The following is a 23,637-nucleotide window of genomic DNA, read 5'->3' on the forward strand; positions in this document are numbered from 1 at the left end:
TGTTTGGTTAGGGGTTTTAGTTTTGTTTAGTAATAGTGATATTTTTATCAGTGCGTATAATTTTCACAGGTAGTGTGGTAGATATTGTCTCAATCAGTTCTTCAACACTGGGTACATTGATTTCGCCCTCTATTTTTAGATTAGCCAAATCCGGGGTTGAAAAATCAACATGATAGCCGTAATCATCGGTCATGATCTCGCTGATCTGCGCCAGGGTGGCATCATTAAATAAAAGCTGGTGTTTTGTCCATTTGGTGATCTTTTCAGGAACCGGCAGGATCATCCGGGTAAGGGCTTTTCTATAAGCATGTTGTACATAATCGCCCGGTTTCATAATAAGCGATAGTTTTCCGGATGCTGCATCAACATAGTCAAGCCTGATCTTTCCCTGTACTAATCCTACATTAGTTTTATTGTGCCTGCTTCTTACATTAAAAGTTGTACCCAACACCTCAATATCCATATCAGAGCAATGCACTATAAATCTTTCAGTAGGTTTGATATTGCGGGGATCTTTATTGATATGTTTTACATTGAATAGCCCCTCTCCGCTTATCCAAACCTCCCTCGATTTTTTATCCCAATTACCGGAGTAAGTTAACTTTGAGTTACCATTAAGCACAACGGTTGAGCCATCGGGCAATGTAACAGTACGCAGCTCGCCAAAAGTGGTATCAATTTCATTTTGCCTGTCTTTGATGAGCCATAAGGAAATACCTATAGAGGATACCAGCAATAACATTGCAGCAACACGGAGGTATTTGTTTAAGGTGAATATTTTTGGTTTGACCCGATCTTTTTGCAGTGATGATTCAATCCGGAGCCAAACTTTTGATTGATTAGCCTCGTTGGTAAAAACATCCTGTTTACGGTATGCTTTAATAATTTTTGAAGCTTCGGCAATTATTTCTGTCTGCTGCGGATACTCTGTAGCTACTTGCTGCCAAAAAACGGTATCATTTTGTGAAGGGCTAATCACAAAACGGAGAAAATCATCGTCCTCTAAAAAATCCGGCAAGGTATAATTACTGTATTTGGAAGTCTGCATTGGTTATAAGGGGTTATTTTATCCTTATAGACAGCAGCCTACCCTAATTATCCCTACAAACCGAAAAAAAATTTAATTTTTAATGATTATTTACGCAGAAGCATGAATACAGGGCTAAAACAATAGCCAATTTTGAAGTTTTTAGCACATCCTGGAGATTATCGAATGCTTTATAGATTAGTTTATAGGCCGAACTAATGTTTATTTCCATGATATCGGCAATTTCATCATAAGCTAAACCCTCATAAAAACGCAGGTATATAATTTCCTGCTGCCGTGCAGGCAAAGCTTTTACATGAAATTTAATCTTCTTTTGTAATTCCTGTTCTTCCTCATCGGCCATGAGCTGATGGTCGAATGAAATTTCAAAGGGAAAGTTATGTTCAGCTTCATCTTCAAGGTCAACAAAGCGCGATTTTGACTGCAGCTTACGAAAAATAATGCTGCGCAACGATTTGAAAAGATAGTTTTTTACCGAAGCAGGATTGCCGAGCCCTGCCCTGTTTGTCCAAAGCCTGATAAAAAGATCATGTATGGCATCTTCAATTACGTTAACGTCCCTGGTAAATTTGTGCCCGTAATTATTGAGAATTTTAAAATACTGATTATACAGTTGCGTGTAGGCATCCCAATTGCCTTCTTTAAAAGCAAGCCAGACAGCAGTATTATGATCGTCATGAACAATTTGTTCGTGAGACATAGCTTAACCAGGGGATAAAACGTTTTACAATTGAAATCAGGTACAATGTAATAATTATAACAATAAATTTACACCTAATTAAAAATCAATAATACAATTAAATTGATATAAAATTGCTTTTACCGGAATTGAAGACGTTATCGCCAAAAAGCCACACCTTTTTGACAATGGAAAACACTCAAATATTTCAATTTTTAAAATAACTTAGCCCGTATCAAATATTTCCTGATATTTAAAAACCGATGGCCACGCTAAATTATGTTTGAATCAGTTACTATTAAGGATATTGCCAAGGCTTTGGGTGTGTCAACATCAACGGTATCAAGGGCGCTTAACGGTAGCTATGAAATAGGCACCGAAACCAAAAAGCTTGTCCTTGAGTACGCTGAAAAAATCAACTACCGGCCTAACCCTATTGCTTTAAGCCTTAAAGAACAAAAAAGCCACTCCATAGGCGTGGTGGTTTGCGAAGTGGCTAATGACTATTTTTCGCAGGCTATTAACGGCATCGAATCTATAGCTTATAATCGCGGGTACCATGTTATCATTACCCAAACACACGAATCATTTGACAGGGAAAGCGCCAATGTAAAACACTTGCTCTCAAGGCATGTGGATGGTTTACTGGTGTCACTATCAGCCCAAACAACCGATACATCCCAATATAAATACCTGCTGGATAAAGGCTTCCCTATTGTATTTTTTGACAGGGCGGCGCCCGATCTGAATACTCACAAAGTGATAGCCAATAATTTTCAGGGCTCATTTAACGGCACCGAAGCTTTGATCAATTCGGGTTTTACCAAAATAGCACACCTCACCAATTCAAATAATCTGCTTATAAGCCACGAGCGCTTTGAAGGTTATAAGGCTGCACTTGATAAACACGGTATCGAGTTCAGGCCCGAATACCTTAAACATTGCAACCATGGCGGCATGATCCACGACGAAGTAGAGCTTGTGCTGAAAGAATTGCTGACATTGGATGATAAACCGGAGGCTATTTTTAGCGGCAGTGACAGGCTTACCATCAGCAATATATCGATATTAAAAAAATGGGGATTAAAAGTTCCGGGAGATATCGCGATAGCAGGATTCACCAATTCGGATGTTGTTGATCTGTTTGATCCCCCATTAACCGTAGTACGCCAACCAGCTTTTCAGATTGGGCAAATGGCTACAGAAATGCTTATTAAAACCATAGAAAGCAAATGGCCCATTGAAGAGTTTACTACCGAAAAGGTGGATACGCAGTTGATTGTGCGGTCGTCCTCAGCGAAAGGTATTTGAAAGACGAAGAACAACTGAGGATGTTAATGTTGAACTAAATCCCATGTCATAACGAGGAGCGGCATGGGCAAAAGCATCCGGGGCGACGTGGCAATCTCGTAGCCACGCATATCGGACTGGCATTAGCGACGAGATTGCCGCGCTTCGCTCGCAATGACATTTTTTATTTCAATACCTGCCGCCTCCAGCGAATCACGCGTCTATCTAAACCACCGTTACCTTCACCCCCTTTTCTTCCAGCATATTGAGCATTGCCGGGCTTATACCGTTATCAGTAATAATTTCATTGATTTGATCAAGCGCACAAATTTTGGCCAGGCCCCGCTTACCAAATTTGGTGCTATCGGCCAACACAATGGTAGTTTGGGCAGCATTGATCATTTTTTGGTTGAGCCTGGCTTCAGATAAATTAGTAGTAGTTAAACCTATTTCAGGATCAATGCCATCTACTCCTAAAAACAACACGCCGCATAACATATCGTCCAGCATCAGTTCGGCATAATTACCGGTTACCGATGAGGAGGTGTTTCGCATTTGCCCGCCCAATTGAACAATATCAACCTGCGGATGCTGCAAAAGTTCAAGCGCTACCGGCAAAGCTGCGGTGACTACCGTAAGATGCTTATTGGGCTGCATGGCACGGGCAAGGGCAAGCATTGTAGTACCGGAGGCTATGATAACTGAATCATTGGTATCTATCCTCGTCGCAGCTTCGAAGGCAATTTTTCGCTTTTCCGGGCCATTCAGTTTCTCCTTTTCAGCTACCGGTCGGTCGTTGGTGTATGGGTTTGTTTTACTCGCACCACCGTGAGTTCTGAAAAGCAGGTTTTTATCTTCCAAAAGTTTCAGGTCCTTTCGGATGGTAACTTCCGAAACACTTAACTCGTTGCTCAGGTCCTGCACATTCACAAAACCATCTGTCTCAACCTTTTGCAGGATAAACTTATGCCGGTCGGTGTTTTTACTCATAATCGCTAAATTAAACAGAAAAATTGACTGTAATGTTTTGCAAAGCTCACTGTGCTCCGTGTTAGTCAAATGTAACCAAATAAAATTATTTTCAATTTCATTTAGTTTTATTTTATTTCGATTTTATATATTTGAATAAATATCGAAATAAAATGAACTCATTTACAAGAGAAGCGAACCTTAGCCACCTTAACGATACCGAAAAGATCTGGGACCTGATCATCATTGGTGGCGGAGCTACAGGGCTTGGCGCCGCAGTTGATGCAGCTTCGCGCGGCTTCTCTACATTGTTACTTGAACAGGCCGATTTTGCCAAAGGAACCTCGAGCCGTGCTACTAAACTGGTTCATGGCGGCGTACGTTATTTGGCACAGGGCGATATAGGCCTGGTGCGTGAAGCTTTACGTGAACGGGGATTATTATTACAAAATGCACCACACCTTGTAAAAAATGAAAGTTTCATTATCCCAATTACTCCTGGTGGGACGGTGTTTTTTATACTATCGGCCTCAGCCTTTATGATTTGCTCGCCGGTAAACTAAGCTTTGGCCGTGCAAAACATATTTCAAAAAAGGACACCATTAAACGACTGCCCGGCATACAGGCAAAAGGACTTCACGGTGGGTTATTTATCATGACGGGCAATTTGACGATTCGCGGCTGGCAATTAACCTGGCGCAAACCGCCATTGAACAGAGCGCAACCCTGCTCAATTACTTTAAAGTAACCGGATTAATCAAAGATACTACTAATAAAATCATAGGCGTAAAAGCCACTGATACAGAGACAGGCCCCGGGTATCAACTAAAGGCAAAAACAGTGATCAATGCTACCGGCGTATTTGTTGACGAGGTACTAAAAATGGATACGCCGGAGAAAAAACCGATGGTTAGGCCAAGCCAGGGCGTACACCTTGTACTCGACCGTTCCTTTTTACCGGCCGACGATGCATTAATGATTCCTAAAACCGAGGATGGACGTGTGCTTTTCGCTGTCCCGTGGCACGAGAAACTATTGATAGGTACTACGGATACCCCTATCAATTCGCACAGCCTTGAGCCGGTAGCGCTGGATGAGGAAGTGGAATTTATTTTAAGGACCGCCGGCAAATATCTTACCAAAGCCCCTACCCGTGCAGATGTTTTAAGTGTATTTGCGGGCTTAAGGCCACTTGCCGCCCCACAGGATGGATCGTCAAAAACAAAGGAAATTTCTCGGAGCCATAAACTGATCGTTTCCGCGTCAGGGTTAATTACCATAACAGGAGGCAAGTGGACCACCTACCGCAAAATGGCAGAAGATATTGTTGATAAAGCAATTGAGGTTGGCGGGCTAAATAATATACCGTGTAAAACTGCCTCCTTATCTATCCATGGCAGTCGCCTCAATCCCGACCGCACAAACCCAATGTTTGTTTATGGTGCCGATATTGAAAACGTTTTGGCTTTGTACAAAGAGAATCCGAACTGGAAAAACCTTGTTCATGCCGAAAGTAGCTACACTAAGGGCGAAGTGATCTGGTCGGTAAGAAATGAAATGGCGCGCACCGTTGAAGATATATTGGCCCGCCGTACCCGTGTGCTTTTTTTAGATGCCCGTTTGGCTATCGAAATGGCTCCCGAAGTAGCACACCTCATGGCCGGCGAATTGGGGAAAGATGCTGCATGGGAGACGGCACAGATTAAAGCATTTAACGAAACAGCAAAAAATTATATACTAACACCACATTAAAATAAAATTTAATGTGATATTCAATTAATAAACCAAGGTAAACCAAACCAAATTATGCAGGAATACATTTTAGCGCTCGACCAGGGTACTACCAGCTCACGGGCCATAATTTTTGATCATGCAGGCAAAATTATTGCTTCGGCACAAAAAGAATTTAAGCAGTATTTTCCCAAACCCGGCTGGGTTGAGCATGACCCTAACGAGATTTGGGCTGGGCAGATAGCAGTAGCCGTGGAGGCCATCGCGAAAGCAGGCCTGGGTGGCGGCAATATCAAAGCTATAGGCATAACTAACCAACGCGAAACCACCATAGTATGGAACCGCAAAACCGGCGAACCCATCCACAATGCCATTGTTTGGCAGGACAGGCGCACTGCTGCCTTTTGCGATGAGCTAAAACAAAACGGTCTTAGCGAAATGATCCGCGATAAAACCGGCCTGGTAATCGATGCTTATTTTTCCGGCTCAAAAGTTAAATGGATCCTGGATAATGTGGAAGGTGCCAGGGCACAGGCCGAAGCCGGGGAACTGGCCTTTGGTACGGTTGACAGCTGGCTCATCTGGCAGCTAACCCGCAGCGAGGTACACGCTACCGATGTAACAAATGCCGCTCGTACCATGCTGTTCAATATCCGCACACAACAATGGGACGAGGACTTGCTACAACTGTTCAATATCCCAAAAAGTATCTTGCCCGAAGTAAAACAGTCAAGCGAGCTATATGGACAAACAGCCAATAATTTGTTTGCGCAACGGATCCCGATAGCAGGCATAGCGGGCGATCAGCATGCGGCTTTATTCGGGCAAATGTGTATTGATAAAGCTATGGTTAAAAACACCTATGGCACCGGCTGTTTTATGCTGATGAATATCGGGCATGAGTTTATCAAATCAAAAAACAATCTGCTTACCACCATCGCCTGGAAAATAAACGGGGAGATCACCTACGCTTTTGAAGGCAGCATTTTTATAGGCGGCGCGGTAGTACAATGGCTGCGGGATGGCCTGGGCATTATCAAAACATCCGCTGATGTTGAAAAGCTGGCCACATCAGTAAAAGATACCGCGGGTGTTTACTTCGTACCGGCATTTGCAGGCTTGGGCGCCCCCTACTGGGATCCGGAAGTTCGCGGCGCTATTGTTGGCCTAACCCGCGGCGCTACTGCCGCCCATATTTCAAGGGCCGCACTGGCTTCAATTGCTTACCAAACTATGGATGTACTTAAAGCAATGGAGGCTGATGCAGGCATGGAGATAAAAGAATTACGCGTGGATGGCGGCGCAACTGCCAATAACCTGCTGATGCAGTTTCAATCAGACGTATTGAACTGCAAGGTTATCCGACCAGAAGTTACCGAAACCACCGCACTTGGCGTAGCCTATATGGCCGGGCTGGCCGTAGGCTATTGGAAAGATATAGCCGAAATTCAGCACTTGTGGGCCGCCGAAGCTGAATTTACTCCGGCTGACGATCTTGATGAAGTAAAAACCGGCATAGCAGGTTGGAAACGTGCGGTAAGCACTGCTCAATGTTGGTCAAATTCCGGGCATCCTGTAACAGTTATTTAATATCCACCTTTAAAATATTTTAACATGTCTCCATTTGTAGCCGAGCTGATAGGCACCATGCTCCTGATATTATTGGGTGATGGTGTAGTGGCCAACGTAGTTTTAAAAGATACCAAGGGAAATAACAGCGGATGGATAGTAATTACCACTGCCTGGGGATTAGCTGTTTTTGTAGGGGTAGTTGTTGCAGGTCCGTATAGCGGCGCGCACCTTAACCCTGCTGTAACCATAGCCTTAGCTATTGCGGGTAAGTTTGCCTGGGCAAACGTTGTGCCTTACATTATCGCCCAGTTTGCGGGCGCTTGTATCGGCGCCTTTTTAGTTTGGGTAATGTATTACGATCATTTTAAACGCACAAATGATCCGGCCTCGATATTGGCTGTATTTTGCACTGGTCCCGCCGTACGCAATTACATATCAAACATCGCCAGCGAGGTAATAGGTGCTTTTGTATTGCTCTTCACTATTTTCTACATAGCCGGTGCCGAAATCACGCCCGCTAAAACCCCTATTGGCCTGGGCTCAGTAGGCGCTATCCCGGTAGCATTACTGGTTTGGGTAATCGGTTTGTCATTAGGAGGCACAACCGGCTATGCTATCAATCCCGCGCGTGACCTTGGCCCACGCTTTATGCATATGCTGCTACCGATAAAAGGCAAAGGAACCAGCGATTGGGCTTATGCATGGATTCCTATTATCGGCCCATTGGTTGGGGCTTCCATTGCCGCTGTATTGTATCTGTCAATTAAGCTATAAATCTCGTCAAAACAGCATTAGCCTAACGAAGTTTTAAAGGCTTCGTTAGGCTTTAAAAGCTCTGTTAAGCTACAGCAGCTATCAATGTGCTACTACTGCAACAAAACCTTAATCTTATTAAATATCTCCGTATTACTATAAACCCCTCTGAAATCCAGGGAATGCGGGCCGTAGCTAAATACCGGAACCGGGGTACCGGTATGATCATTGGTGCTAAAATCGCCCCATACGTAACCATCGTTGATACTGCCGTCAAGCAGGGTTAAGCCGCCTGTTTCATGATCGGCAGTTACAATTACCAGGGTTTCGCCATCTTCATCGGCAAATTTTAAAGCATCGCCTACAACCCGGTCAAAGTCCGCGTTTTCGGTGATAATTTGTTTCAGGTTATTGGCATGGCCTCCATGATCTATCTGTGAACCCTCGATCATCATAAAGAAACCATTAGGGGCATTCTTAAACGTTTGGATTACTTTATTGAATGCCAGCGGCAGATAATTCCCCCTACCCTCCATTTTCGGGCGGGTTACGCTATCATCCATCAAACCCAGGATTTTCGGGGCCGAGCTATTCAAAAACTCATCAAAGTTGCGGATCACCGTGTATCCCCTCTTTTTCATTTTATCAACCGGGCTCTCGCCATTAACCGGCCAGATAAAATCTTTATATGATGAGCCTAAGAAAATATCAATTGGAGTTGAAGTAATTTGACTGGCGATTGCTGTAGAATGGCTCCGCTCCGAGTCGTGCGCATAAAAAGCCGCGGGGGTAGCGTCTGTCAATTCGCAGGCCACAATATCGGCAGTCTTTTTGCCTGCTTCGGCGCTGTAATCAGCCAATGATTTCAATGGTTTACCTGCTGGGTCAACGCCTATTGCCCTGTCGTTAGTTTTTCGGCCTGATGCAAAAGCGGTGGCTCCTGCAGCCGAATCAGTGATATAAGCATCGGCAGAATTGGTTACCGAAAAGCCAATGTTCAGCATCTGGAAAATATTCAACTGGCCGCGGTTGGCGGTATAGGTCGAATAGATCTGCGATAAACCCATACCATCGCCGATACACAAAATGATGTTTTTGACTTTCTTAACCGCACCGTCCGATTTATAAGTTGGCTTATAAATAGTGTACGCTTGTGGCGCGGTGTATTCGTTTGTTGGCTTCTTGTTCAGGAAATCGCCAAGCTCTTCTATTTTATCAGTTCCAATTACATCAACGCCTAAACGGATCAGCGCCAGCCAGCTGCTTTTGGTATCGGGAGTCTCCCAAAAACGCACCTTTTTGCCTGAGTTATGTACGCTATCGATCCCCGCTTTTATCCTCGCAATCTCTTCGTTATTCAATACACCTTTACCATTCCAGTGCATATATTTACCAAACGGAAAGCTTACCATGCCAATCTTTTTCCATTGCGCCGGTGTAAAGCCGTTCATATGGTCAACATCAAACGAGATCCAGGCCGGATAATTGGTCATCTCTGCCGCAGGGGGTACCGCGCCGGTCATTACTATTGATAACCTGCCCGGGTGATCTTCATAATCAAAATACTGTTCTAACGGTTTCAGTTCTTTAATCACCAAGGGCAATACCGCCTTATGATCTTCCTTAATTTCGATAAGCAGCCTTAAATGGCGCTGAGGGTCGCGTTTAAATTTTTCAATCAGCGGATCGATGTACAAGATTTTCAACGACCGCTTAGCGTCAATCTCCTTTTTATCGTGAGCCACCATCAACTGCCCGTTAACGGCATAACAGTCGGCCTCGATAGAACCGAAACCTTTTTCATAAGCCCGGTAAAAAGGAATGTTGTTTTTGTAATCGTTGTGGGAGTGTGCGTCGGCTACGGTGTAGTTTTTAACCTGCGCATTGGCCGTTAAACCAACGTTTGCCAGCAGCGCCGCCAGCGTAATTAGGGTAGTACTTTTTTTCATTTGGTATAGATATAGCAAAACCGGGCTGAGCCCGGTTTTTGTAAGTTTCAATATGTCAATTACCAGCCGGCATTCTGTTTCAGCTGGCCCTGGCTTATCTGGATATCTTTTGGCGGAATTGGCCAAACGTTATCCCTTGCCGGGTCAAAGTTACGAGCTTTCCATACAACTGAGCCATCCGAACCGTGTAACGGTTTTGCGTAAATTGCCTGTGCATCGCCCCAGCGTACCAGGTCAAAGTTACGATCGCTCCACTCACCCGCCAATTCAACGCGGCGTTCGTGTTTGAGGTTTGCCATCGTAGCATTAGTAATCGGGGGCAATCCTGCACGTACACGCACCTGGTTAAGCGCGGCATCACCGTTTTTGCCCTGCATGATCTGCGCTTCGGCTTTAATCAGCAGGATCTCGGCATAACGCAACAATGGTACGTTTAAATCTGTAGACGGCTCATCGCCGTTAGGGCTTACGTGAATACCACCTGCATAGCTAAACGGTTCCATATATTTATTAAACTGGTAGCCGGTTAAGCTGTTGCTTTTACCACCAATTGGGTAAGTATAAGTTTGACCGAAATACTGGAAGCTATTACCTTTTTGCAGGATAGTAGCCGGAAGCCTTTTATCGCCTGCTTCAAACTCATCAACCAGTTCTTTGGTAGGCTGATAATAACCGAAGCCGTTATATAAACCCCAGCCTTTGTTCTCCAGCATTGCACCAGGCAAAATACTCTGGCCATTCAGGTTACTTGCAACCGACCAGATATACTCAGAGCCATAGTTATTAGCGATCTTGAACACATCCGCATAATTACTTAGCAAAGCATGTTTTCCGCTGAGGATAACCGAGTCGGCATATTTTTCGGCATTAGCGTAATCCTTAGCATGCAGGTAAGTTTTAGCCAAATAAGCATAAGCAGCAGTTTTATGAGCGCGGCCTTTATCGGCAGCAGCCAGTTTATCGAAATAAGGCAATAAAGAAGCTGCCTTTTTCAAATCAGCCTCGATATAAGCGTAGTTATCTTTAACTGAGGGCAATTGCGCCGGGAACGCTAATGGATTAGCGCGATTTTGCAAAGGAGCGCCTTGTTTGTTTGATCCGTATAGATCGGCAATTTCCAGGTGCATTACAGCATGTATGAAGTAAGCCTGGCCCAAAATAAAGTTTTTGGTAGCCGCATCCATGTTAATGTTCGGCACGTTGTTGATGACGTCATTAGCACGTTTCATCACAATGAAATGCAGCTGCCATGGCGCATAAATACTACTTTCATTACCAGTACAGATAAAGTTTTTGATGTTTTCCCTATCGGCAGATGTACGACCTACAACCATGTCATCACTGGCGTTAATAAACCAAAAGAAACCGCGACCATAAAGGTCTTCGCTGTTGCTTTGTTTTTCGTATAAACCATTGGCAGCTGCCTGGGCATCATCAGCGGTTTTCCAGAAGTTAGCCGTGGTTGGCGAACCTGTTGGTTTAATATTATCTAAAGTTCCTTTTTTACAGCTTTGGGCCAGTGCAACAACCATTACACCCATTAAGCCTTTGCTAATTATATTTTTAAGTTTCATCTCTGTTATCTCCTTAATTATGGTTCCTGATTTTTTATAAGCCTACGTTAACACCTATTAAAATGATTCTCGCTTGTGGGTATAAGCCTAAATCAACGCCGTTTTGGTTGATACCAACTTCCGGGTCAAGACCAGTGTATTTGGTAAATGTGGCCAGGTTTTGCGCGTTGGCGAAAATGCGGGCGCTGCGTACACCAATTTGGTTCATCAGTGTTTTTGGTAAGGTATAACCAAGGGTTACATTCTTGATACGCATGTACGAGCCATTCTCAACATAAAAATCGGATACGTTACCAAAGTTGCCATTTGCATCACTTGCCGAAAGGCGTGGAATATTGGTATTGGTATGCGTTGGCGACCATGCATTTTTAGCATCGGCCAGCAAGTTATAGTTTTGGATAGAAGCGTTTAAGCCGGTATATTTAACCGCATTGAACAATTTATTACCTGCAACACCTTGTAAAAACACGCTCAAATCAAACGGGCCATAATTAAAGTTGGCTGTAAAACCATAGCTAACTTTAGGGAACGGCGTGCCCATGTACGTTTTATCAGCTTCAGTTATTTTACCATCCTGATTCGTATCCACAAATTTGATATCACCAGGTTTGGCATTTGGCTGAACAAGCGCCCCTGTTGGACCTTTGTAGTTATTCACTTCATCCTGCGACTGGAACAAACCAGCAGTTTTGTATCCGAAGAAAGAATACATTGCATAACCTTGCTTCAACCAAACAGGCACCAGGTTGTCCCTTACGCTTGGATCGGCAAGAATGGTTTGTTGTCCTGATAAAATGTCATCAATTTTATTTTTGATGTATGAACCATTGGCGATGAAATTGTAATGAAGTTCGCCAACGTTGCCCTGATATTTGACAGATAACTCAATACCTTTATTCTGGATTTTTCCACCATTAACATACGGCGGGTTTGATACACCGTAAACAGCAGCAACCGGCGGATGAAATATAAAATGAGTATTTGTTTTCACGAATGCATCAGCAGTAATATTCAATTTGCCATTCATCAGGCCTAAATCAACGCCAACGTTGGTTTGCGTTGCTTTTTCCCAAATGAGATCAAGATTAGCTAAACCATCAACAGCTGCACCGGTAACTCCTGTAGCTGGGTTTCCGAGATATCCGGATGTTTTTGACACACTAACCGAAGTAGGGAAATAGGTATTAAGCCCTGCAAGGTTACCTGATTGACCGTAACTTGCCCGTAATTTGGCAAAAGACACTAAGCCGTCTTTAGGGAAAAAATCTTCTTTGCTAACTATCCAACCACCGGAAACGCCCGGGTAGTTTTCAACTCTGTGCTGCGCTGCGATACTTGAAGTTGCATCACGGCGAAAGATCCCATTAATAAAATACTTTCCTTCAAAATCGTACCCTACCCTTCCTATGTAAGAAATTAAACCCTGCTCGGCTTTAGCTCCCTGTAAGGGTAAACCTGTAGGATTAAGCGTACCATTAATAATATAACGAACCGCTGGATCTTCGCTCTGATAATTATCAGTATTTACGCTAAAAAACTCGTTCATATCATCCTGGTAAGTGTAACCTGCCAATGCCGATACGTGATGTTTATCACTAAATGTTCTGTCGAAGCTTAAAGTTTGTTCAGCAAGAATGGTGCGCGAGTTGTTTTGCTCCTGGAACAGAAAGTTGTCAAAAAACTTTTTACCCGGCTCCAATATCCTTGTGCTGAAGTTTTTGATAGTTTCTGAGTTTTTGGTAATACCTAAATTTGAGCGGAATTTTAAGCCTTTGATCAGGTTTATTTCAACATAGGGGTTAACGTTGAAGCTGCTTACACCATCACTGTTATCTAAACGTTTTAGGTAAGCAACCGGGTTAATTACGTCGCCATAAGAGCCCGCATAGTCAGCCGGCACACCGCCAAAACTACCATCGGCATTATAGATAGAAGCGTTTGGCGGATAAAATATAGCTGATAAAATAGCACCGGTATAAGCGCTTGTTGTGTTAGCGCCCTGGCCATTATTGTAAGAGTAGGACATACTTTCACCAATTTTTAACCAGTTGTTGATTTGGTGATCAGAGTTTACGCGGAAGTTATAACGAATAGCATTGGTATTTAAAAGAATTGCGTCGTTTTTTCGATAACCGCCCGAAATATAAAAAGTAGATTTTTCGCTGCCGCCGCTGATATTCAGGTTATAATCCTGTATGTAGCCTGTCCTAAACAAGGCGTCAGTCCAGTTAGTACGTGTGATGCGCGAATCGGGATTTATAGTAGCATCAAAGGCCGGCAAACGCTTTTTGCCTGCATTATCATAAGCTGTGTTGATTGCATCGGCATAATCAGCAGCATTTAAGGCCTGTAATATTTTCAAGGCGTTTTGTACGCCGCCTTTTGCGGTAATATCTAAATTGGTTTTGCCTTGTTTACCGCGTTTGGTTGTGATCAGTATTACGCCACCGGCAGCTTTGGCACCGTAGATGGCAGCGTATGAATCTTTCAATACGTCAATTGATTCGATATCGGCCGGGTCAATAGGGCCACCATTATAAACGGTTCCATCAACCACAATCAGCGGGCCTTCAGTATTAAAAGAGCTTTGACCGCGTAGCCTGATGCTTGGGCCCGAAGTTGGATCGCCGCCCTCATTTAGTACGGTAACGCCTGCAATTTGTCCCTGCAGCATTTCGGTCACCGAACCTACCGAACGATCTTTAACATTACTAACTTTTAACGAACCTACCGAACCGGTTACATCCGTGCTTTTTTGTGTACCGTAACCAACAACAACTACAGCATTTAAACCGGTTACATCAGCTTCTAAAGTGATATTAAGCGGTGACTGATCAGCGCTAACTTCACGGCTTTTGTAACCAATAAAGCTAAACATCAGCACTTCGCCTTTTTCAACGGTAATTTTAAAATTACCGTTAATATCGGTTGCCGTAGCAGCAGTTGAGCTTTTACTGCGCACAGCCACACCTGCAAGCGGGCCATCCTTATCAGTCACCGAACCGGTTACCGTAATTTTATCTTGCGCACGCACCACTTTTTTGTGCGAGATAATAATAGTGCCATACTTTTCGCGGTACTCCAACTGGGTATTGGCGGTTAAAGCGCTAAGTACATCTTTTAAGGGTTTGTTTACAAATGAATTTGCCTTTACTTTTACCACGGCCACATCATCCATTTTGTAGTTAAATGCAACGGTATTTACCGCTTTTTTGAGTTTCTCGAGCGAGGCATCCATGGTTTCATCGGCAAACTTTACGGTTACCGGCTGATCCATCAGCGACACACTACGCTCGGCGAAGGCGCGTGAGGGCAATACTGCCGTCAGGGTTGTTACCAGCAATAAAATTGCTGAGATTAATCTTCTTGAAATCCGGGTTAAAGATTTTTCCATACATTTGTTTTTAAAGTGATTAGTAACTGCCTGTTGGCTTTTAGTTTTGGCAGCTACACTTAATTGAGCCAGTGCCTGTTGGAGCAGGCATTGGTTTTCCTTTTATATTGCTATTTAATATTTACTGTATCTCCGTTTAACTTATACTTTCGGCCATCAATAAACTGAAGTATATCCAGCACCTGCCTGATATTCAACCTATTTGAAAACCTTACCGAATAATGCTGCTGCGCCAGTCGTTTTTCATTGTATTTAAAATTCACACTGTAGCGGTTTTGCAGGTAAACCGTAATCTCCTTAAATGATGCATTATCCAGTATCAGCTCATCATGCATCCAGCTTAGTGAATGATCGGCCGTTAGTTCCTGGCGTGTAAAGCTTTCATGTTGTTTGTTATAGATTAACTGCTGCCTGGGCGTGTAAAAACCCAATGTATGGCGCTGATCATGCACCTCAATTTTGCCGCTGTTCACATAAACCTCTATGTCGGGCAGCTCCTTATAAAATTTGATATTGAACGATGTACCAAGTACTTGAGTAATAACTTTTGCGGCATGCACCATGAATGGCCTTTTTATATCGTGCTTTACATCAAAAAAAGCTTCTCCATTTATCAGCGTTACTTCTCTTTTTGAATCGCCAAAACTAACCGGGAACTTTAACGATGTACCCGCGTTTAACTGAACAGTTGAGCTATCTGGCAGCATTACCTGTTTCATGCAGCCTTTAGGAGCGGTGATTACCTGGTAAGCAATTTGCTCATTTTTATGGGCAGCTAATTTTGAGTAGAACAGTCCGGCACATACAGCTACCAAAACAGCGGCGGCAACTTTTAACCAGGTGGTATTTAGCCTGCGTACTTTACCTCTTTCTATGGTTTGTTTTTCTATACGTTCCCAAAGCGGCTGCTTAAAGGCTTTAACATTATCGCCGACTTTGGCATCCGCATCAAGGTTATGCATCATTTGTTGTAAAAGCTGCAATTCCTCGTCGGTGCATTTACCGGCGTTAAACTTATCGAGTAGTTTTTTTATTTCTTTTTGATTCACCTAACAGGGGCTTTATACCTGATAAGTGACCGGAGACGGAGGAGTGTACTATAACTTTTTGAAAAAAATTATCAGCAGCAAAAATCTGCTGTAATTATCAAAGGGGATGACATCGTAATACTTCTGAACAGATTTCTTCAACCTGCTTAAAGCATTACTAATTTGGTTGCGCACGGTTTGGTGCGATAAGCCTAAAAATTCGGCTATCTGCGGGCCAGTCATATCCTGCTCGCGGCTGCACAAATAAACCTGTCGCATTTTCTCGGGCATATCCGCTATTTCCTGGTCTATCAACAAGTGCAATTCGGCAAGGGAAAGTTTTTGATCGGTGCTGTGTTCATAAGTTTCCTGTAATTCGGAAACATCATCTAATGACCGTGGTTTGATGCTTTGCTTTTTGTACCACTTGTAGCTCATGTAATTAACAGAAACCATGAGGTAGGCTTCAAGCGCTCCATTTACCTGGATGGTATTACGATTTTTCCATATGGAGAGGAACAGCTCCTGTACCATATCCATCGCTTCATCCTCGTTTTGCGTTTTCTTTAATGCGAAGGCAATCAACCTATCCGCATAACGCTCATAAATCTCCCGGAATGCCCCGTCGTTACCGCTCTGCAGTTCAAGTAAAAGTTGTGCATCTGAATAGTGTTTCACAAGGGGTATTTTTATGGCATCAAAGTAACGGCACTAATGTTAAGCTAAATTTAAATATATATTAATGCTTTAGAAAACACCGGCTAATAATTGGTACTATTTTTTAAAAATAGATTTTGCCCCCAAAATAACTTTTATTTCTCAAACAAACCTATACCTTTGCAATTCATCTGATGATTTACAAATGAGCAAAATTATTAAAAGATCGCTGGCACAAGAGATTGCAGAAAAGCTGAAAGAACAGATAAGCAGCGGCCATTACCGGGTAAACGACAAGTTGCCTACCGAACCCGAACTCATGGCCGAGTTTGGCGTTGGCCGCTCAAGCATCCGCGAAGCAACTAAAAGCCTTGTACAATTGGGTTTGCTCAGGAGCCAACAGGGCGCGGGGACTTTTGTGGAACGCGCTGCCAGTAATCCTGAACCTATGGAAGCCCGTTTAAAACGTGCCCGCTCTCAGGACCTTGATGAGGTAAGACAATTACTGGAGATGAAAATAGCTGAGAAAGCTGCTATAAACCGCTCGCAAAAAGATATTTTTAACATGAAAAGCCATTTGGAAACCCGGAACAGAACTGCCGAAGCCGGACTATTGGAAGAGTGTATTGACGCTGATGTTAAATTTCACATCGCTATTGCCGAAGCATCAAAAAACGAGATCCTGAGCGATCTATATAAAACGGCAGCCGTACATTTAAAAAAATGGTTCACTGAAATCCATCCCGATACGCGCATTTTTATCGAAACCCAGCACCTTCACGAAAAGCTCCTGAAAAACATTCTCGATTGCGATTCGAAACAGGCCTGGAATACAGCTATGGAAATTCATCAATATTAAAAAATTTCGGCAAATTCATCTGATGATATAATGTTTTATAAATTAATCTGTCGCTAATGGAATCTACATCGCCAACAACTATTATCCCCGAACCTAAAAAATTGGTTCAGCAAACAGTGTATTCAATTTTGTTTACAATAAGCCTTGCACACTTTATCAATGATATGCTCCAGTCGGTTATACCGTCTATCTATCCGCTTATCAAGCAACGGTTCAGCCTTAACTTTACCCAAATAGGGCTTATTACCTTCACCTATCAAATTACTGCCTCTATTTTGCAACCCTTTGTAGGGCTTTATACCGATAAAAAACCCAAACCATATTCATTGGCAATTGGCATGGGTTTCACTCTATCCGGACTGATGCTTGCCTCTTTTGCCGGCAACTTTTATATTATGCTGATGGCCGTAAGTCTTATTGGTATTGGCTCATCCATATTTCACCCGGAGTCATCCCGGGTGGCGCATTTAGCATCGGGAGGAAAAAAAGGACTGGCCCAATCTATTTTTCAGCTGGGTGGTAATGCCGGCAGCGCTATTGGACCGCTGCTTGCAGCCCTTATCGTGATCCCTTACGGACAATCAAACGTGATCTGGTTTTGCCTTATCGCCTTCGCCGGAATTTTGGTATTGCTCCGCATAGCTAAATGGTATGCCGAAGGCCTCAGTTTTAATGCAAAAAACAAAAATGCTAAAGAAACCGTTCAGTTGAACATCTCAAAAAGAAGGGTGATATTCTCCCTGGGTATTTTGCTGGTGCTTATATTCTCCAAATATTTTTACCTGGCCAGCATCACCAGCTATTATACTTTCTTCCTGATCAATAAGTTCCACTTAAGCATTCAGCAATCACAAATTTATTTATTCATGTTTTTAGGATCAGTAGCAGCCGGAACATTATTCGGCGGGCCACTGGGCGACCGCTTTGGCCGTAAGTACATCATCTGGATTTCGATATTGGGTGTAGCGCCCTTTACCATGCTCTTACCCTACGTTTCACTATTTTGGACAGGTGTGTTATCTGTATTTATCGGCTTGATCCTTTCATCGGCATTTTCGGCCATTTTAGTTTACGCTACCGAACTTGTACCAGGAAAGGTAGGTTTAATAGCGGGCTTATTCTTCGGCCTGGCTTTTGGTATGGGCGGTTTAGGCTCGGCTATATTGGGTAAAGTTGCTGATATGACCAGTATCAACTATGTGTTCAAGATTTGTGCTTATTTGCCGCTAATAGGTATTTTCACTGGCCTACTGCCAAATATTGAAGGGAAGAGGGCGGTGAAGAGTTAAGGCTTAAAAAATATGTCATTGCGAGGAGGAACGACGAAGCAATCTCGTAGCTGTACAGAGCGGATACGCACTGGCTACGAGATTGCCGCGCTGCGCTCGCAATGACGTTTTTTATAATTCCGTTACTTTTATAATTCCCTTACCCAGATATTCCTGTAACTGATAGGCTCACTTTTATCGCCATGAGCTTGCAGCTTAATTGGTGAAGCGCCATGTTTACGATATTCAGGTTTGCCGATATACGGGGTATCTCCTATTAATGAGGTATTGTTTTGAACCAACACACCATTGTGAATTGCGGTAGCGCGGGCAGCCGATTTTAATGAACCATCCTCATTAAAACGGGGAGCTGTCCAGATTACGTCGTAGGTTTGCCACTCACCGGGTTTGCGGCAAGCGTTTGCCAGGGGGATGGCTTGTTTGTATAAACTGCCCACCTGCCCGTTCACATAGGTTTTATTATTATAGTTATCAAGCACTTGCAACTCATAACCACCGGCTCCCCATGGCAGGGCCGCCAGGAAAATGCCGCTGTTGCCGCGTGCTTGCCCACTGCCGGTTATGTTTGATGGAATGCGATATTCGATATGCAGCTGAAAATCCATGAATTTGCGTTTGGTTTGAATATCGCCCGCCGTTTTATCTACCGTAATAATTTTATCGTCAACCTTCCATTTATGACTTGATGTACTATCGTTGGTGGCTACCCACTCGTCGAGGTTTTTGCCATCAAACAAAATGATGGCATCAGAAGGGGCATCTCCCAAAGTTTTACCCGGGGTAACCACAGCCGGCACCGGCGACCAGATCTCGGTATCCTCCGGCTTAGCATTTTGCTGCGCGAATATTGTTAAAGAACAGCCTGCTAATAAAGCAGTAAAAATAAGTTTGCGTTTCATTTTAAAACAATTGATCAGGGTTTAAATAATCAGATAACTATTCGTGTTTAGCTGAAAGCCTAAAGCTAAAGGCTGAAAACTTTTAATACTGGGTCTTTAGCTTTTTGCTTTAAGCATTCGGCTTTCAGCTTTACTTAGCCAGCGATTTGATCCATAAAGCTATCTTACGGGCCTCTTCCTTTGAAACCTGCGGCATAGGTGGCATAGGTGTTGAATAATCTGGCCAGTGCTCGGGCTTCGGACTACGGATCAGCTGGATCAATTCGGCCACGCTGTATTTACGTTTGGCTACATCGACATACGCCGGGCCCACCTGTCTTTTTGTAGCATTATGGCACGAAAGACAGGTATTTTTCAGCAGGATCGGCTGCACCTCGGCATAAGTAGGAACCGTGTTTAACCCTGCTGCAGATTTTGCCGTAGCAGCTTTTTTGCCGGCAACGCCTTTTTTCAGATCGGCCGCGGCTGCAGCTTTGGCAGAGTTTACCGTACTTACTTCCGTCATGGAAAGTTTTTGCCCTTCAGGGATATTATTCAACGTATAATAAGCCGTTGGATGAACTAAATTGAAATAGTTTTCCTTATCGCGGATACCTGCAAGCGTAATGGTGTGGATATAATATTTACGCAGGTTATTCACAATCAATCGCGCTTTTAAACCATCTGCAGATACCTTCACACCTGCTATCGGGCATTTTTCGGTATTCACCGGCGGACTGCCATATACGCCATGGTATTTATAGATATAGCTTTCTACAGAGTATGAAGCAATATCTTCAGCTACTTTCTTATCAACCGGCTTGGTAAACTCTATCTCAAAACCATCGGGCATTGCACGGATAGCACGCATCTCAAACGGAACTTTATTGTTCCATACCAATCGCTGCAAGCCCATAGTGGCCTCCCCGGCAGATCCCCAGCCACGGTTGGTTTCGCCTGCAACCAATGAACCATCAGGTAACCAGGCCAGCCTTACTATGCCCGACTGGAAACCGCTTCTGAAAGCCCAGGCCGCGCCCTGGTATTCGCCGTTAACCTTCTCTAAAAACACCCTGTCAACCATACTTTGGCCCTGGTCGCAGATCAGTAACTGCCCGGCAAAAGGGCCAAATGCGCCTTCGGGAATTTTAACAATTTCGGAGTTGGAGATTCCCAAGATCCCATGCGGTAACCACACCGCGGGCAGTTGTAATTCAGGGATTTCTTTTTTAGCCTCAAACTCCGTTTTAAATTTTTCATTAACAATATCCTGTGGCTTTACAGGTTGGCCGTTTTTATCAAATTCTATCCTCGGGTTGTTTTTGGCGAAGAATTGCTCGGAAGTGAGTTTTAGCGGCGAGTTAGGTAAACCTGTCCAAACCAGGCTTGAAGGATGCCCCATAAAAGCCCCTTTTTTGATCGGCATGATACTGCCTGAACCAACCCAATCACCCTGGTTATCTGAATACCAAAGTTCGCCATCAATCATGCTGATACCGCAAGGCGAGCGCAAGCCCGCCGCCCATGGCGTAACAGTGCCATCTTCCTTAATATTTAAAGCCCAGCCCCGGTAAGGCACAAAACTTTTCGGGTGCCACCAATCGGGCGGGAAGCCAAGGTTCAAAGTCACAAAGAATGAGCCATCGGGCGCTATCTTAGGCCCAAAACTATACTCATGATAGTTACCAGATAATGGCCATGCATAAATAGTTTCAAAAACATCGGCCTTACCATCCATATTGGCATCAACCAGCTTGGTCAATTCGCCGCGCTGAACAACGTACAACGCACCGTCTTTCCAGGCCGCACCTAACACCTCATGCAAACCCGAAGCAAACTTGCGAAAAAAGGGATGCTGACCGGTTGGATTTTCGACCATAAATATATCCCCGCGACGGGTAGTTACCGCCAGGGTGCCATTAGGCAACGTACACAAACCGCCAACTTCAAGGATAGTACCCTCAGGCGCGGGCACTTTCATGATCTTAAAAAAGTCATCTTCTTTAGGCGATTCGGCCTGGGCAAAAGTATTTTTGATATCGCTCAACAGCGCGATAATTATAAGCGTAAATAAAAACGTGCCCTTGTTTATCATTTGTTTTAAAGTATTGTTCATGATCAAGGCAGCTTAAAAAATGATAGAATAGGTTAATTTCTTTTGAATAGGAATGATGAGCTCCTGCTTCCCTCCCGCATCCCGAACGATAGGTTTGGCGCCGCCGGCATCATCAATACGGATATAGTAGGATTTATCGTCAATGACATATAATCCATTGCCAAGTGTTTCGATATTGCCCGATGCCAGGTGATAAAACAGGCCGTCTACTGCATTGGCAAGTGTTACTTCCCGGTGAATGCCCTGGCCTTTATCCATCACACTGCTGGCATCATTTACCGAAGTACCATAAATATTGTACTTAAATGCAGGAACATCGTCGGCATTTAAAACATAGCCTTTTGGCCTGTATCCTGTGCCTGCAGTATCCAAAGCCCAGGCGGCATTTGCATCGCTCAGCTTTTCGATAGCGGGGACAGGTTTGCCAAGATATTGTACAGAACCAGCCGGGCGCGATGAGCCATCGCCCCTGTCATGCCACATGGGTGTGGCATCTAAGAAACCACCACGCCAAATCTCAACAATCATTCCTTTATCCAAATCGTAAGTGTAGTGTAACAATTCTGGACTGCCTACATTTACACCATGGGTAACCCTGATACCTCCCGGTAAATCAGAAAAGCTCCGTAATACAGTATTTGAAGTTGCATTGATCAAAATAGGATCAACAGGATCATTGTTGCTTACATTGGCATCGCTCAATAAATACTCGCGGATGCCCGGGCCTGATACCGTAAGCCCTAAAGCCGGCCTGGCCCATTCGACAGTTTTTGAGTAGAGTAATTCAAACGGATGATCACCGGGTTGTAACTGGGCCTTGCCCTCTCCCTTGTTTTCGGTTAACGTAACCGCATCAGCTCCGTCAATACGCAATTTGCCTTTACCACCCGGTACATTTAGTTTAAAAACATATTCACCAGCTTCTTTAATTTGAATACTGCCAGTATAACGGATTAGGAAATTATTGGTAAGCTTACCCTGATTTGATGATAATACAGGCGAAGTTCCTTCTGATTCGGGTTTTAGTTTCTTATAACTATCTCCCTCAATAACCCCATCTTTATAAACCCCGTATTTCAGGTTTGAAAGTGCAGGGTGAGGATTGTCAAAACTGGTTATCCTGATATTCCTGAAAGCTACCGGGCCATGATCGCCCTGCAAACGCAGCGGACCGGTGGTGGCCTCCTTATTGTCAAAAGCTCCGCGGGTTGGCCCGGCAAGCTCAACATTATCCTGGATCAAAACACCATTGAGCCAAACGTAAAGGACCTTGGCACTGCTGATCTTTTGGCCATTGCTATCAAAGCGCGGCGCCTGGAACGAAATTTTCATATGCTGCCATAAACCCGGCGCACGACTTGCGTTTTGCCGTGGCGCATGGCCATCATAACCTTGCTGCCCCTCGGGTTTACTATCATCCCAGCGCTCATAAATACCGCCATTATCGCCCGATTTAGGGTTACCCGTTCCCCAGCTATCTAAAAGCTGAATTTCATAACGCCCCTGCAAATAAATACCCGAATTGGAACCTTTGGCCATCATATAATCAAGCTCCAGGTCAGCATCGCCGTAAACAGATTTGGTAAACAGGTCTTTTGCGCCCTTTTTACCGGGTAGGTTTACCAAAATCCCGCTACCATCTTTAAGGGTTAAAACTTCATCCTGCGCAATATCAGCCTGTGCGCCGGCCGCTACTTTCCAATTGGATGATGGATTATCAAAAAAAGAAAGATCATTAAGAGGTACCGTGTTTTGCGCCCTGAGTTGCTGGCAACCCAGCAGGCAAACACATGCTATCCAAAACTTTTTTCTGCCGAAGAGTTTAGGAGATTGATTAAAGCAATGCATTGA

Annotated in this window: 18 protein-coding genes; 7 read left to right on the forward strand and 11 right to left on the reverse strand. The window is 43.9% G+C overall.

The window, feature by feature from the left end; all coding sequences use genetic code 11:
- Positions 1 to 16: 16 nt before the first annotated feature.
- Positions 17 to 1,048: a FecR family protein gene (locus DIU38_RS13585; RefSeq protein ID WP_112655291.1), complete on the reverse strand. Its 1,032-nt coding sequence runs from the start codon at positions 1,046 to 1,048 to the stop codon at positions 17 to 19.
- Positions 1,049 to 1,127: 79 nt separating this feature from the next.
- Positions 1,128 to 1,748: an RNA polymerase sigma factor gene (locus DIU38_RS13590; protein WP_112655293.1), complete on the reverse strand. Its 621-nt coding sequence runs from the start codon at positions 1,746 to 1,748 to the stop codon at positions 1,128 to 1,130.
- Positions 1,749 to 2,006: 258 nt separating this feature from the next.
- Between DIU38_RS13590 and DIU38_RS13595 the strand changes: the two genes are divergently transcribed.
- Entirely contained in the window at positions 2,007 to 3,038 is a 1,032-nt protein-coding gene (locus tag DIU38_RS13595; RefSeq protein ID WP_112655295.1) for a LacI family DNA-binding transcriptional regulator, read from the forward strand.
- 204 nt (positions 3,039 to 3,242) lie between these two features.
- Here DIU38_RS13595 and DIU38_RS13600 read toward each other — a convergent pair whose 3' ends face one another.
- Positions 3,243 to 4,007, reverse strand: coding sequence for a DeoR/GlpR family DNA-binding transcription regulator (locus DIU38_RS13600; RefSeq protein ID WP_112655297.1), 765 nt, complete (start codon positions 4,005 to 4,007; stop codon positions 3,243 to 3,245).
- Between the two features lie 152 nt (positions 4,008 to 4,159).
- Here DIU38_RS13600 and DIU38_RS34695 point away from each other — a divergent pair, with 152 nt between their 5' ends.
- From DIU38_RS34695 to DIU38_RS13615, 4 genes are all read left to right on the forward strand, one after another.
- Complete coding sequence (locus DIU38_RS34695) at positions 4,160 to 4,549, forward strand: FAD-dependent oxidoreductase (RefSeq protein WP_317132443.1); 390 nt, start codon at positions 4,160 to 4,162, stop codon at positions 4,547 to 4,549.
- A gap of 130 nt (positions 4,550 to 4,679) precedes the next feature.
- A complete protein-coding gene (locus DIU38_RS13605) occupies positions 4,680 to 5,738 on the forward strand; it encodes a glycerol-3-phosphate dehydrogenase/oxidase (protein ID WP_317132449.1) in 1,059 nt (352 codons plus the stop codon).
- 54 nt (positions 5,739 to 5,792) lie between these two features.
- Positions 5,793 to 7,307 carry a glycerol kinase GlpK gene (gene glpK / locus DIU38_RS13610; protein WP_112655301.1) on the forward strand — a complete coding sequence of 505 codons (1,515 nt, stop codon included), beginning with the start codon at positions 5,793 to 5,795 and terminating at the stop codon, positions 7,305 to 7,307.
- 24 nt (positions 7,308 to 7,331) lie between these two features.
- Positions 7,332 to 8,063, forward strand: a complete 732-nt coding sequence (locus DIU38_RS13615) for an MIP/aquaporin family protein (protein WP_112655303.1) — start codon at positions 7,332 to 7,334, stop codon at positions 8,061 to 8,063.
- Positions 8,064 to 8,155: 92 nt separating this feature from the next.
- Here DIU38_RS13615 and DIU38_RS13620 read toward each other — a convergent pair whose 3' ends face one another.
- The 5 genes from DIU38_RS13620 to DIU38_RS13640 all read right to left on the reverse strand — a co-directional run bounded on the left by DIU38_RS13620 (position 8,156) and on the right by DIU38_RS13640 (position 16,665).
- Positions 8,156 to 9,991, reverse strand: coding sequence for an alkaline phosphatase (locus DIU38_RS13620; protein ID WP_112655305.1), 1,836 nt, complete (start codon positions 9,989 to 9,991; stop codon positions 8,156 to 8,158).
- 59 nt (positions 9,992 to 10,050) lie between these two features.
- A complete protein-coding gene (locus tag DIU38_RS13625; RefSeq protein ID WP_208057817.1) occupies positions 10,051 to 11,565 on the reverse strand; it encodes a RagB/SusD family nutrient uptake outer membrane protein in 1,515 nt (504 codons plus the stop codon).
- Positions 11,566 to 11,599: 34 nt separating this feature from the next.
- Positions 11,600 to 14,959, reverse strand: coding sequence for a SusC/RagA family TonB-linked outer membrane protein (locus tag DIU38_RS13630; RefSeq protein ID WP_112655307.1), 3,360 nt, complete (start codon positions 14,957 to 14,959; stop codon positions 11,600 to 11,602).
- A 110-nt stretch (positions 14,960 to 15,069) separates the two neighbouring features.
- Positions 15,070 to 16,008 (reverse strand): FecR family protein, encoded by a 939-nt coding sequence (locus DIU38_RS13635; RefSeq protein WP_112655309.1) that lies wholly within the window; start codon positions 16,006 to 16,008, stop codon positions 15,070 to 15,072.
- Positions 16,009 to 16,056: 48 nt separating this feature from the next.
- The gene (locus DIU38_RS13640; protein WP_167516168.1) at positions 16,057 to 16,665 is read right to left on the reverse strand and encodes an RNA polymerase sigma factor; all 609 of its coding nucleotides are present in this window, start codon (positions 16,663 to 16,665) and stop codon (positions 16,057 to 16,059) included.
- Between the two features lie 184 nt (positions 16,666 to 16,849).
- Here DIU38_RS13640 and DIU38_RS13645 point away from each other — a divergent pair, with 184 nt between their 5' ends.
- Positions 16,850 to 17,503, forward strand: coding sequence for a FadR/GntR family transcriptional regulator (locus DIU38_RS13645; protein ID WP_112655313.1), 654 nt, complete (start codon positions 16,850 to 16,852; stop codon positions 17,501 to 17,503).
- A gap of 56 nt (positions 17,504 to 17,559) precedes the next feature.
- A complete protein-coding gene (locus DIU38_RS13650) occupies positions 17,560 to 18,792 on the forward strand; it encodes an MFS transporter (RefSeq protein ID WP_112655315.1) in 1,233 nt (410 codons plus the stop codon).
- A 128-nt stretch (positions 18,793 to 18,920) separates the two neighbouring features.
- On the opposite strand, the gene DIU38_RS13655 is transcribed toward DIU38_RS13650, so the two are convergent.
- From DIU38_RS13655 to DIU38_RS13665, 3 genes are all read right to left on the reverse strand, one after another.
- Positions 18,921 to 19,691: a 3-keto-disaccharide hydrolase gene (locus tag DIU38_RS13655; protein ID WP_091168262.1), complete on the reverse strand. Its 771-nt coding sequence runs from the start codon at positions 19,689 to 19,691 to the stop codon at positions 18,921 to 18,923.
- Positions 19,692 to 19,821: 130 nt separating this feature from the next.
- A complete protein-coding gene (locus DIU38_RS13660; RefSeq protein ID WP_208057813.1) occupies positions 19,822 to 21,786 on the reverse strand; it encodes a c-type cytochrome in 1,965 nt (654 codons plus the stop codon).
- Between the two features lie 12 nt (positions 21,787 to 21,798).
- Positions 21,799 to 23,634 (reverse strand): family 16 glycoside hydrolase, encoded by a 1,836-nt coding sequence (locus DIU38_RS13665; RefSeq protein ID WP_112655317.1) that lies wholly within the window; start codon positions 23,632 to 23,634, stop codon positions 21,799 to 21,801.
- Positions 23,635 to 23,637: the final 3 nt, after the last annotated feature.

The sequence above is a fragment of the Mucilaginibacter metallidurans genome, from assembly GCF_003286435.2.
GTDB classification, from domain to species: Bacteria; Bacteroidota; Bacteroidia; order Sphingobacteriales; family Sphingobacteriaceae; genus Mucilaginibacter; species Mucilaginibacter gossypii.

Coding starts and splice junctions, on each gene's coding strand:
- DIU38_RS13585 (WP_112655291.1), bottom strand. CDS start 1,048: ATGCAGACTTCCAAATACAGTAATTATACCTTGCCGGATTTTTTAGAG.
- DIU38_RS13590 (WP_112655293.1), bottom strand. CDS start 1,748: ATGTCTCACGAACAAATTGTTCATGACGATCATAATACTGCTGTCTGG.
- DIU38_RS13595 (WP_112655295.1), top strand. CDS start 2,007: ATGTTTGAATCAGTTACTATTAAGGATATTGCCAAGGCTTTGGGTGTG.
- DIU38_RS13600 (WP_112655297.1), bottom strand. CDS start 4,007: ATGAGTAAAAACACCGACCGGCATAAGTTTATCCTGCAAAAGGTTGAG.
- DIU38_RS34695 (WP_317132443.1), top strand. CDS start 4,160: ATGAACTCATTTACAAGAGAAGCGAACCTTAGCCACCTTAACGATACC.
- glpK (WP_112655301.1), top strand. CDS start 5,793: ATGCAGGAATACATTTTAGCGCTCGACCAGGGTACTACCAGCTCACGG.
- DIU38_RS13615 (WP_112655303.1), top strand. CDS start 7,332: ATGTCTCCATTTGTAGCCGAGCTGATAGGCACCATGCTCCTGATATTA.
- DIU38_RS13620 (WP_112655305.1), bottom strand. CDS start 9,991: ATGAAAAAAAGTACTACCCTAATTACGCTGGCGGCGCTGCTGGCAAAC.
- DIU38_RS13625 (WP_208057817.1), bottom strand. CDS start 11,565: ATGAAACTTAAAAATATAATTAGCAAAGGCTTAATGGGTGTAATGGTT.
- DIU38_RS13630 (WP_112655307.1), bottom strand. CDS start 14,959: ATGGAAAAATCTTTAACCCGGATTTCAAGAAGATTAATCTCAGCAATT.
- DIU38_RS13645 (WP_112655313.1), top strand. CDS start 16,850: ATGAGCAAAATTATTAAAAGATCGCTGGCACAAGAGATTGCAGAAAAG.
- DIU38_RS13650 (WP_112655315.1), top strand. CDS start 17,560: ATGGAATCTACATCGCCAACAACTATTATCCCCGAACCTAAAAAATTG.
- DIU38_RS13655 (WP_091168262.1), bottom strand. CDS start 19,691: ATGAAACGCAAACTTATTTTTACTGCTTTATTAGCAGGCTGTTCTTTA.
- DIU38_RS13660 (WP_208057813.1), bottom strand. CDS start 21,786: ATGAACAATACTTTAAAACAAATGATAAACAAGGGCACGTTTTTATTT.
- DIU38_RS13665 (WP_112655317.1), bottom strand. CDS start 23,634: ATGCATTGCTTTAATCAATCTCCTAAACTCTTCGGCAGAAAAAAGTTT.